The sequence below is a fragment of the Mesorhizobium silamurunense genome (genome assembly GCF_014843825.1).
Classification (GTDB): Bacteria; Pseudomonadota; Alphaproteobacteria; order Rhizobiales; family Rhizobiaceae; genus Mesorhizobium; species Mesorhizobium silamurunense.
In genome coordinates this window covers 1-10112 of the sequence record NZ_JHQR01000330.1, presented here as the reverse complement: position 1 = coordinate 10112, position 10112 = coordinate 1, and the positions used below count along the sequence as shown (strand labels likewise).

Below are 10112 nucleotides of genomic sequence, written 5' to 3'. Positions count from 1 at the left end.
TGGCGCAGGTGCCCGACGTGGTCGACGGCGCGCGCGGCGTGAAGTTCGTGGCGGCGGCGGTGGAGTCGAACGCCGCCGGCGGTGCGTGGACGCCGGCAAGGTTTGGGTGAGGCACGCGAAATCTTGCCGGGACGAAATGCATATTGGAGAACAGGATTAGCTTGCGACGCGCAACCGACGAGATCGAACGAAGCTTCTCAGCGCGTCGGGATCCATCGCATGCCCGAATGCGTAGCCTTGCAGTATGTCGCAGCCAAGGCCTTTGAGCAGACGTGCGTGCTTCATCGTCTCTACGCCTTCAGCAATGATCTCGATGCCCAGGGATTTGCCGATTTCGATGATCGAGGAGACAACCTGCCTTTGCTGGGGTGAGTTCACGATGGGATCCACCAGCTGGCGATCTATCTTCAGGCGGCGAGGCTGCAGTTTCAGCAAACTGACAATGGAAGCATAGCCGGTGCCGAAATCGTCGATTTCGATGTCGATGCCGAGCTGCTTGATCTGCTCGAGGTTCCATGTGACCAGATCGTCGTTGTCGTCGAGAAAGATTGACTCGACGAGCTCAAAGGAAAAGGCTCCCTTCCTGATGTTGAGGTCCCGCAAGCTCTTCAGGAGGTCCTCATCCTGAAGGCGCCGCGCCGAAACGTTGACCGACACGCGGGGAATGCCAATCTTTTCGGCCGACCACGCCTCGAAATCCAAAAGCGATTGCTGGAGGATTTTGCAGTCTATCGTCGAGACGACGTTCAGCTCTTCGGCGGTCTTCAGGAAAACGTCAGGTGCCAGAATGCCCTTCTCTGGATGCCGCCACCGCACCAGCGCTTCAACGCCGACGATCTCCAGCGTGTTCGCGTTAAATTGAGGCTGGTAAAATACGACGAATTCGTTTCGCTCGAGACCGGCCAGAATCTCGTCGGCAATTCTCTTCGTATTGACGATCTCGCTTTGCAGCTCTCCACTAAAGAATTCGTGCCGGTTGCGGCCCCGCTTCTTTGCCCGGTAGAGGGCGATATCGGCGTTCACCAGCAACTGCCTGGCATCCGGGTCTTTATCATTGTCGATGGCGATTCCGACACTGACGCCAAAACGGCATTGATGACCATGGTAGTAAACAGGCCTGCGCATTTGTTCGATAATACGGTCCGCGAGCAAGGCCGCTTGGCTGATATCATCATGCACCGTGCAGAGCACGATGAATTCGTCTCCTCCAACGCGCGCGACGAAACCACGGTCACCGACATTGGACTTGAGAACAGATGACGCATGCACCAGCATTGCATCGCCCGCCGCGTGGCCGAGTGTATCGTTGATGTGCTTGAAGCGGTCCAGATCGACGTGAAGCAGTGCTGCATAGCCGCCATTGAGCCTGGCCTTTGCCGCATAGTCTTCCAGCACTTGGTCCAGGTAACGCCGATTGGGCAAATCCGTCAGCGAATCGTGCAGCGCGACGTGTTCGATGCGGGCCTTGGCAGATTCAAGTTCCGTATTTTTCGACTCGGCCAACTGTTTTGCACGAACCAAATCGGTGTTCAGCAAAACGTCTGCCGTCACGTCCCACTCGGCACCGACCATTCGAGGCGAATTGTTGGCGGTCTGGTAGAAGATCGCCCTGGACCGGACGTGACGAATTTCGCCGTCCGGACGAACGATCCGGTATTCCGATGAATAAGTGCTCCGTCCGGCCGCGGCATTGTCGAAGTCTGTAAGCGCGCGAGGCAGATCTGCAGGATGAATGGCCCCGGCCCAGTCCGAATATCCGCGCGGCCCGCCGTCAGCCTCTCTACCGTATATTTCGTTGACGCGATCGTCCCACGCAAGATGATTGGTTTCGAGGTCGTGCTCCCACACTCCGATGGCCGACGCCTCCAGAGCAAGTTCCAACCGTCGCGACAGCCGATGCAGCTCCCAGTAGTTTCGCTGCCTTTCATTGATCAGGCGGCCTGCTGTCAGAAAGGGGATCAAGATCAGCGCCGCCGCTGCCGCCATGATCGCCCGGAGTTGCCAGGCGTTGGTCGGTGTGGCTGGCCATCCGCCCTTGGGAACTGCCGCGATCTGCCAGGAACCTGACGGGATTAGAACGTCGGCGGTTACCGGATCGCTCTTGACGACCCGTTCGTCGCCGAAGAACCGGACTCCCCTCGCGCCAAGGGCGTCATTGCCGATGAGCGCGACGTCAATCCCGAGATCCTTGTCGAGAAGACCGCTAGCCTGGTAGAGGCGCTGCACGTCGACGACTGCGGAAACGATGCCCCAGAACCGGTCGGTGTTGCCCGCGCTTTTTACGAAGACCGGAAATCGGCCGATGAAGGCCTGTCCACCTTGCTGCAGATCGACCGGGCCGGCAAGGATGAGTCTGCGCTCGTCGCGCGCACGCAAGGCGGCCGCGCGCTGCTGGTCGTTCTTTCGGTAGTCGAGGCCGATGGCCTTTTCGTTGCCGGCCATCGGATACATCAAGGAAATGACGAGGTCGGGCGCGCCGGCAATGTTGCGAAGTTGGGACTCTTCGTTGAACAGTCTGCTGGCAAGCTCCGCGAAGCGTTGCTCTCCCATATAGGGTTCGGTCGTAACTGCTGCGACCAGACCTCGCGCCAGCTGAAGGTTGCCGTTGATGTTCCCTTCGAGCTTGGCGCGAACGACATTGACCTTGGCCAGCACATCCGCGCGGGCGGCTTGGTCCGAGACGATCCTATTCTGATGGTCCGCGAATACGGCGCAAACGGCAATAACCACAATCGCTATCGCCGCCGGAATTCTTGCCGGTGAAAAGACGGCCCCCTTCACGCGGCCGAGCCTGTTGGCGAAAAAAGCCAATAGAGCGAGATTCCCTGTGCTTGTCAGCTCTCTGGGCGAGCCTCATCAAGGGAATAATAGTTCGCAATAACTTAATTTTAGCCTTCACAGTCTTTAAAATTTTTTGTGCCTTCGGACGCTGGTGTGCGGGTAATCGCCCCAGAACTCGCCACCTGGCGGAACTAGTGGCTATCGACCTTTTTCTGGACGATCCGATATGTCCCCACGCCACGCTTGGTTGCCCCAATTGAATAGGCCATCGGAATCTTGGGAGCGTTTTCGGGCAGGCCGTACATATCCTTGCCGGCCCTCACTGCGAATGAAAAGTGCTTCCAGGAAACCGTGTCGTGCTCGTTCAGAAAATCGAGCGTCAGCCCCGCAGCGATCAGCGCGTTCACCACGTCGCTGATCGGATGGATCCACTCATAATATCGAGGATGCTTCAAGGTTCGCTCATCGCCGGTATAGGTTTGCTCCTCGTTCCAGACGAGCGGTCGCGTTATCGGCGTTCTCCAGTCGTCCTTCAATTCGAGGGCGGCAGCCTTGCGATTGCACTGGAACATCAAGGGATGGCCCTCGGCCATATAGAGCCGGCCGCCGGGCCGAAGAAGATCGGCGACCACCCGCGCCCAACGGAAGACGTCGTCAAGCCAGTTCACCGACCCCCAGGTGACATAGACGATGTCATACGTCCGGTCGAGCGCTTCGACTGCCTCGTACAGCGGCGCTTCCACGAAGCGAACGTCACTGCCTGCCTTGGCGGCGAAATCCCGCGCCGCAGCGATCGCCCTTGGTGAAAAGTCCAGGCCTGTAGCGCTGCCTGCGCCAAGATTCCTCAGGCTGATCGTGTCGAGCCCGATGTGACATTGCAGATGGACGATGTCCTTGCCGAAAATGTCACCGACCTCGCGCGTTTCCAACTCATAGAGATTGGATCCACCCGCCAGCACATTCTCGATGCGGTAGCTGCCTGTTCTGTCGGTCGCGTGTAGTTCGGCCCGATCATCCCAATTCAGGAGGTTCGCGTCCAAAAACGGTTCCAAATCGCCCCCCTGATCTCAGCCGCAAGGTTAACAGCTGGTTAATGTAGATTGCAGCGAGTGGGGCATGCACGTCAATCCCAAGGCCTTGCGATGTCACAAGTGCCTGGGGCATCAGCGGTGCCGGTCGTCGACCAGAGGTGAAAGTCCATCGAGCACCAGGCTCCGGAACATGACGTCGACCTCAGACGGCAGCAGCCCAGGCTTCCGTTCGAACCACCAGTTCAGGGTCGTAAGGAAAGCGCCGACGATAAATTGCACGACGAAGTCGCGCGGCATCCTATCGCCGTGGAGAGTACGGGGCATCTCCCGCCGCACCATCTCCGACAGGATCAGGCGGATTTCGTTTTCCGCCACGGCGCCGTCTCGTGCGCCGATCATCGTCCGGTAGTGGTCGGCATACCGGGCCGCATGTTCGAACATCGCCGTGCTGAAGCCAAGCGGATCGTCGTGCGACGTTCCGGCGGCTGCGCGCACCGCCGATTGCGCCTCTTTGAGTTCCTCCCGAAGCATCTGGAACCCGCTTCGGAGCAGATCCTCCTTGCCGGTGTAATGCGCATAGAATGTCGAGCGGCCGATGTCGGCCTCATCGACGATGTCCTGCACGGAGAGGGCCTCGTAGCCCTTGCGCAGCATGAGCGTCATCAGCGCCTGATGGAGGGCTTTGCGGGTACGGGCGGCTCGCCGATCGATCTCGCGCGCCATCGATCGCTCCTTCTTCGCCAGCCCACGAAGCGCCTATCCCGACACCCTTTTCCAGGACGTCAGACTGGGATTGTCCACTAACAGACGTTTCGCCTGCATCGTCCGTCGAAAATTCCGAACATAGTGTCCATTATCATACGGATTGTTTCGAAGCTTCACTAGCGGCAGATGCCCCGGCATTCGCTCTCGCGCTGTTGAACGAAGGACGTGATGAACATGCACCATCTGCGAAGCGACATGCATTCGGCTGGAACCACAATCGGCCCGGACGCCAACAAGGGGATCGGTTTTCCGCGCCTCTATGACCTGTTGGTCCTCATGCTGACGCGTGGGCGGGACCGGGCTTACCGCGAGGCTCTGCTCGATCTGGCCGGTCTGGCGGCCGGCTTCCAGCTGCTGGACGTCGGATGCGGCACCGGCACCCAGGCGATTTCTGCCTGGTGCCGCGTGCAGCCCGGAGGATCGGTTGTAGGCGTCGACGTCTCCGAAAAGATGCTTGCCGCGGCTCGCCGCAAGGCGAACCGGGCCGGCCTCGATATCCCATTTCATCATGCCGATGCGGCCGAACTGCCGTTCGCGGATGGGCGCTTCGATGCCGTCACGTTCACGACGGTGCTGCACATGGTGCCGGAAGCAAGGCGCGGGCTTTGCCTGCGAGAGGCCGCGCGCGTTCTGCCCCCGGGCGGGCGGCTGTTGCTGGTCGACTATGCGGGCCCCGTCAGCGAGCGCGGACACATGTCGGCAAAGCACGGCCTGCATGGCCAGTTCGACCTGCACCGCCTCCGCGAACCGCTGGCGGCAGCCGGGTTCGAGCGTATCGAAGGCGGCCCGCTCAACTGGCTCGGCCTGCATTACCTGCGCGCCGTCAGGGTGTGACGATTACGGTCACGCCGATGGCGGCGCAGATATCCGACGTGACCATGGCGAGCGACCTAACCCTTGATCGCCGAGCCCACGATCGAGTCGACGAAGAAGCGCTGCAGGAAGACGAAGAGCACCAGCGGCGGCAGCACGGCGAGCGTCGCGCCGGCCATCACCAGGCCGGTGTTGACGGCGCCGCGATTGTAGCTGAGCAGTCGGCTCAGGCTGATCACGATCGGATAGGCGTCGGCGTTCCCCTGCAGCACGGTGAGCGGCCAGAGGCAGCTGTTCCAGTGGTAGACGAAGGCGAACAGCGCAAGGGCCGCGATCGCGGGCGCGACGCTCGGCGCCACGATCTTGAACAGGATGAGCAGCTCGGAGGCGCCGTCCATGCGCGCGGCGTCGATCAGGTCGTCCGGCACGCCGGCGATGAACTGGCGCATCAGGAAGATGCCGAAATATGCCGAGAAGTTCCTCGACCATCAGCCGCTGAACAAAGGCGATTCCATCATCATCTTCGGCCACAGCGGCCGCAATTCCTCCGGCATCAACACCGCGCTCTATGCCAAGAAGCGCGGCATCTTCGTCGTGGCGGTCACCAGCAAGAACAATCTCGACAAGCCGGTCACGCATTCGTCCGGCAAGCGGCTGGCGGATGCCGCCGACCTCGTCATCGACACCTGCTCGCCGATCGAGGATGCGGTGGTGCCGATCGAAGGCTGGAGCCGTCCGGTGTCGGGCTCCTCGACGGTGCTCGCCATGGTCATGGCGCATGAGCTGCTCGCGCGCACCGCCGAGCAGCTCTCGAAGCGCGGCATCGAACTGCCGGTCTTCGCTTCGCCAACCATTGCCGGCGTGACGCTGCACGACACCGATGTGATCTACGGGGTCTACCGCGAGCGCATGATCGAGGCACAGAAGAAGCACCTGCCGACCTTCCAGGCGACCATGCGCGGGGAGTGAATGACGGCTCGGGAGGCGTGCCAGCGCCTCCCGAGCCGTCAGAGCCGGCGCCGGATACCTGCCCGTGCCGAGTGCTTGGGCGGCACGTCGTTCTCATCCGGATTGGGGATGGGTTCCTCGTCCGGCAGCCTCTCCGGATCCGGTTCGCGCATCGGCTTCGGGTCGGGAAACGGCGGCGGCGTGGGGACCGGCGTTGGCGTCGGGTCGGGATTGGGGAGAATGGCCATAAAGTGATTTCCCTCGTTGCGCTGGCGAGCCGTCGGCGTGATGCGGTTTCCGGCAACCGGATATCTGCCCGACCAGAACATGATGGATTGGCCGCCGCATCTGGCGCTTCATCGAAACCTGATTGGCCGGCGGCTGACGCTTGGCAGAACGGTCACGACCGGGGATGGTTCCACATGATCGCGCCGCGTTTGGGCGGCGCCGGGCATGAATGACGATCAAATGATTTCCCGTCGTCCATTTCGCCCTTGCCGGAGCCATGCAGCGCCTTAGTTCCGTTGCGGGGCGGGTGATCATCTGCCGACATAGGAGGCGGCCTTGAAGCACCAAACCGTAGACCAACTCAATGCCGTTGCCGACGTTCATGCTGAAGCAGCGGTTCTCATCGCCAGTCGAGGCCAACGCCTCGAACGCTGGGCGCAACTTCTCGAGCAGGACCCAGGCCGGCGCCTCATGGCGCTTGCGGGCACCGAATACGCCACTCCAGACGTGCGCGAAAAGATGCGTTCCACCGGATCGCCGATCACTGTCGCCTTCGAAGACCCGATCTTTCGTGCTCAGGGCCTGAAGGATGACACGTACGGCGAAGCGAAGCGCTTCTTCGAGCTCAGCGACTGGCAGTTGCATGAGGTCGTCTGCCATTGCCATGTCGGCGCCAATCTGCCGGCACGCTGGGCGGCGTCCCGCGTTCGCGCGGCCATCTCTCCTGGCTCAGGCATCCTTGCCTGGCTGAGAGGGGTGTTCATGCACTGAAGCGATTGCCGCGGTTCCAAGAACCGCGGCATCGTTCAATATCGGGACTTTGCCGAAGACGGAGGGGAGTTTTCTTCTCTCCCCGCCGGCCGGCAGCTAGAGCGGTTCACCGTTTCACGGAAACGCCGAACCGCTCTATCTCTTTGTTTTCACGCAACTTCGGACGGAAAGCCCAGTCAGCGATCGATCTCGCCGAACACGATATCCAGCGATCCTATGATGGCCGCAACGTCGGCGATCATGTGTCCGCGCGACAGATAATCCATCGCCTGGAGGTGGGCGAAAGACGGCGCGCGGATCTTGCAGCGATACGGAACATTGCTGCCGTCCGAGACCAGATAGACGCCAAACTCCCCTTTCGGCGCTTCCACCGCCGCGTAGACCTCGCCGGGCGGTACGCGGTGGCCTTCGGTGTAGAGCTTGAAATGGTGGATCGTGGCTTCCATTGAACGCTTCATGGTGGCGCGCGGCGGCGGCGTGATCTTCTGGTTCGCCACGGCGACCGGCCCCGCGCCGCCGGTCGAGCGCAATTTCTCCAGGCACTGCCTCATGATCCGCACGGACTGCCGCATCTCCTCCATGCGCACGAGATAGCGGTCGTAGCAGTCGCCGTTCTTGCCGATGGGAATGTCGAAATCCATCTCCGGATAGCATTCATAGGGTTGCGCCTTGCGCAGGTCCCAGGCGGCGCCCGAGCCGCGCACCATGGGGCCGGAGAAACCCCACGCCCAGGCGTCATCGAGAGAGATGACACCGATATCCGCATTGCGCTGCTTGAAGATGCGGTTTTCGGTCAAGAGTTCATCGAGATTTCTCAATACTTTCAGGAACGGATCACAGAAATCCCAGATGTCGTCGAGCAACTCTCCCGGCAGATCCTGATGCACGCCGCCGACCCTGAAATAGTTGGCATGCATGCGGGCGCCGGATGCGCGCTCATAGAACACCATCAGCTTCTCGCGCTCGGCGAAGCCCCAGAGCGGCGGCGTCAGCGCGCCGATATCCATGGCCTGCGTGGTGACGTTGAGCAGATGCGACAGCAGCCGGCCGATCTCGCAAAACAGGACGCGGATGAGTTGCCCACGCCGGGGAACGGATATTTCGAGCAGCTTCTCGGCGGCGAGGCAGAAGGCATGCTCCTGGTTCATCGGCGCCACATAGTCGAGCCGGTCGAAATAGGGCAGGGCCTGCAGGTAGTTCTTGTGTTCGATCAGCTTCTCGGTGCCGCGGTGGAGCAAGCCGATATGCGGATCGGCGCGGTCGACGATTTCGCCGTCGAGTTCCAGCACCAGCCGGAGCACGCCGTGCGCCGACGGGTGCTGCGGCCCGAAGTTGAGCGTGAAGTTGCGGACTGCGGTTTCGGTCATGGCGGCCCCTTCGCGGACTCTGGTTTGTTTTGCCGGCCCCGTCCGGTCAAGCGCGCTAGAGCAATTCCAGGAAAAGTGCGCAGTGGTTTTCCGTCCGGAATTGCGTAAAAACAAACGCTTAGAGCGGGCCGGCGATCCTATCAAACGCTGAACCGCTCTGGGCGGCGCCGATCACGTCGTCGTCTGGATGATCAGCGTGAGGGTACCGTCGCCATCGATATTGGCAGCGACAACCTGCGATGAATTCAAGCCGTTCGCGCGCAGGACCGATACCGCCTCGGGCGAGTCGTCGACCGACTTCTGCAGCTTCGCCAAGTCCTTCGCGGTCGTCCTGGTGACCACGGCTTCCGCCTGTGTCTTCACTTCAGCGGACAGATCCTCCATCGCCACCACCACAACGTTGGTGAAGCGCTGGCCGGGATTTTCCGGATCGGGTTGCGCCTGGCCGGGTGAGGGTTCCTGTGCCGGAGGCAAGGCCTGCGGCGGCTGCGGATCGGCACGCTGGGCGGAAACCGGCTGCGCCAAGGCAAAGGTCGAAAGAGCGAGCACCATCGTCAACGTCCGCATCGTCTTTCCTCCATGTCTCGAAGTTTGACGACACAACCCCTCCGCCGAGCGATGGTTCCCGGCGAAGAGCGGCAAGTTGGCGGCGAAGGTCGGCCGTTCAGCTCCGCCATTCACGGCCAAATGGGGATCAGATGGTCAGCACCGACAGCGCCGCGGCCTGCAGGCGCTCGAACGCCGCGAAGCGCCTGTCGTGCCAGGCGACAAGCGAGGGGTTGGGCGAATAGACCTCACCCACCTCCGACATCGCCGACATGGCTGCGGGAAGGTCCGCGTGGCGGCCGGCGGCCACGGCGCCGAGCATCGCCGAGCCGAGCAGCACGGGCTCGGGGGATGTCGGGGCATAGACCACCTTCCCCGTGGTGTCGGCGATGAGCTGCCGCACCAGCGGGCTCTGCCCCGCGCCGCCGCTGATGGCGATCGTGTCGATGTTGATGCCGCAGGCGCGCATGGCCTCCAGGATCTGCCGGGCGCCGTAGCCGAGGCCGCAGAGGCCGGCGAGATAGAGCGCGACGAGGCTGTCGTCGGGGCCGGTCGTCATGTCCAATCCGGCGATCAGCCCGCGCGCGTCGGGATTGGCCAAGGGGGCACGGTTGCCGAGAAATTCGGGAACGACGTGCAGGGCGCCGATCAGCCTGTCCGCCTTGGCCGCGCCGCCATGCCGCTCCGCCTCCTGCGCCAGCCATTGGCTGAGGCTCTTGCCGCTTCGCGCTGCGACCCCGGCAAGCTCGACGGCGGCGGGGTGCATGCCGACCAGGCGATCGATGGCGGCGCCCGCGGCCGACTGGCCGCCTTCGTTCAGCCACAGACCCGGCACCATCGCGGAGAAGTAAGGACCCCACAC

At 62.0% G+C, this 10112-nt stretch carries 11 protein-coding genes; 3 read left to right on the top strand and 8 right to left on the bottom strand.

The window, feature by feature from the left end:
• Nucleotides 1-156: 156 nt before the first annotated feature.
• The 3 genes from DH10_RS31575 to DH10_RS31565 all read right to left on the bottom strand — a co-directional run bounded on the left by DH10_RS31575 (nt 157) and on the right by DH10_RS31565 (nt 4535).
• Nucleotides 157-2781 (bottom strand): bifunctional diguanylate cyclase/phosphodiesterase, encoded by a 2625-nt coding sequence (locus tag DH10_RS31575; RefSeq protein ID WP_312891361.1) that lies wholly within the window; start codon nt 2779-2781, stop codon nt 157-159.
• A gap of 191 nt (nt 2782-2972) precedes the next feature.
• Nucleotides 2973-3821: a class I SAM-dependent methyltransferase gene (locus DH10_RS31570; protein WP_246811672.1), complete on the bottom strand. Its 849-nt coding sequence runs from the start codon at nt 3819-3821 to the stop codon at nt 2973-2975.
• 123 nt (nt 3822-3944) lie between these two features.
• Nucleotides 3945-4535: a TetR/AcrR family transcriptional regulator gene (locus DH10_RS31565; RefSeq protein WP_192385709.1), complete on the bottom strand. Its 591-nt coding sequence runs from the start codon at nt 4533-4535 to the stop codon at nt 3945-3947.
• A gap of 210 nt (nt 4536-4745) precedes the next feature.
• Between DH10_RS31565 and DH10_RS31560 the strand changes: the two genes are divergently transcribed.
• Complete coding sequence (locus DH10_RS31560; RefSeq protein ID WP_192257894.1) at nt 4746-5411, top strand: class I SAM-dependent methyltransferase; 666 nt, start codon at nt 4746-4748, stop codon at nt 5409-5411.
• A gap of 56 nt (nt 5412-5467) precedes the next feature.
• Here DH10_RS31560 and DH10_RS31555 read toward each other — a convergent pair whose 3' ends face one another.
• On the bottom strand, nt 5468-5839 hold the full coding sequence (locus DH10_RS31555) for an ABC transporter permease subunit (protein ID WP_246506719.1): 372 nt from the start codon (nt 5837-5839) through the stop codon (nt 5468-5470).
• On the opposite strand from DH10_RS31555, the gene DH10_RS31550 reads away from it, so the two are divergent.
• Nucleotides 5826-6359, top strand: coding sequence for a sugar isomerase domain-containing protein (locus tag DH10_RS31550; RefSeq protein WP_246506722.1), 534 nt, complete (start codon nt 5826-5828; stop codon nt 6357-6359). The genes DH10_RS31555 and DH10_RS31550 overlap by 14 nt on opposite strands.
• A 38-nt stretch (nt 6360-6397) precedes the next feature.
• Here DH10_RS31550 and DH10_RS31545 read toward each other — a convergent pair whose 3' ends face one another.
• Entirely contained in the window at nt 6398-6586 is a 189-nt protein-coding gene (locus DH10_RS31545; protein ID WP_192257895.1) for a hypothetical protein, read from the bottom strand.
• Nucleotides 6587-6902: 316 nt separating this feature from the next.
• Between DH10_RS31545 and DH10_RS31540 the strand changes: the two genes are divergently transcribed.
• Nucleotides 6903-7337, top strand: a complete 435-nt coding sequence (locus DH10_RS31540; RefSeq protein WP_192257896.1) for a hypothetical protein — start codon at nt 6903-6905, stop codon at nt 7335-7337.
• A gap of 176 nt (nt 7338-7513) precedes the next feature.
• Here DH10_RS31540 and DH10_RS31535 read toward each other — a convergent pair whose 3' ends face one another.
• The 3 genes from DH10_RS31535 to DH10_RS31525 form a co-directional block, all read right to left on the bottom strand.
• Nucleotides 7514-8704 carry an NADH-quinone oxidoreductase subunit D gene (locus tag DH10_RS31535; RefSeq protein ID WP_192257897.1) on the bottom strand — a complete coding sequence of 397 codons (1191 nt, stop codon included), beginning with the start codon at nt 8702-8704 and terminating at the stop codon, nt 7514-7516.
• 171 nt (nt 8705-8875) lie between these two features.
• Entirely contained in the window at nt 8876-9256 is a 381-nt protein-coding gene (locus DH10_RS31530) for a hypothetical protein (protein WP_246506724.1), read from the bottom strand.
• Between the two features lie 142 nt (nt 9257-9398).
• Nucleotides 9399-10112 (bottom strand): FGGY-family carbohydrate kinase (locus DH10_RS31525; protein WP_246811671.1); only part of this gene is annotated, 714 nt, incomplete at its 5' end.

Excerpts from the sequence above, each read along its gene's own strand:
- DH10_RS31565 (WP_192385709.1), bottom strand. The coding sequence starts at position 4,535 with ATGGCGCGCGAGATCGATCGGCGAGCCGCCCGTACCCGCAAAGCCCTC.
- DH10_RS31560 (WP_192257894.1), top strand. The coding sequence starts at position 4,746 with ATGAACATGCACCATCTGCGAAGCGACATGCATTCGGCTGGAACCACA.
- DH10_RS31550 (WP_246506722.1), top strand. The coding sequence starts at position 5,826 with ATGAACTGGCGCATCAGGAAGATGCCGAAATATGCCGAGAAGTTCCTC.
- DH10_RS31555 (WP_246506719.1), bottom strand. The coding sequence starts at position 5,839 with ATGCGCCAGTTCATCGCCGGCGTGCCGGACGACCTGATCGACGCCGCG.
- DH10_RS31545 (WP_192257895.1), bottom strand. The coding sequence starts at position 6,586 with ATGGCCATTCTCCCCAATCCCGACCCGACGCCAACGCCGGTCCCCACG.
- DH10_RS31535 (WP_192257897.1), bottom strand. The coding sequence starts at position 8,704 with ATGACCGAAACCGCAGTCCGCAACTTCACGCTCAACTTCGGGCCGCAG.
- DH10_RS31530 (WP_246506724.1), bottom strand. The coding sequence starts at position 9,256 with ATGGTGCTCGCTCTTTCGACCTTTGCCTTGGCGCAGCCGGTTTCCGCC.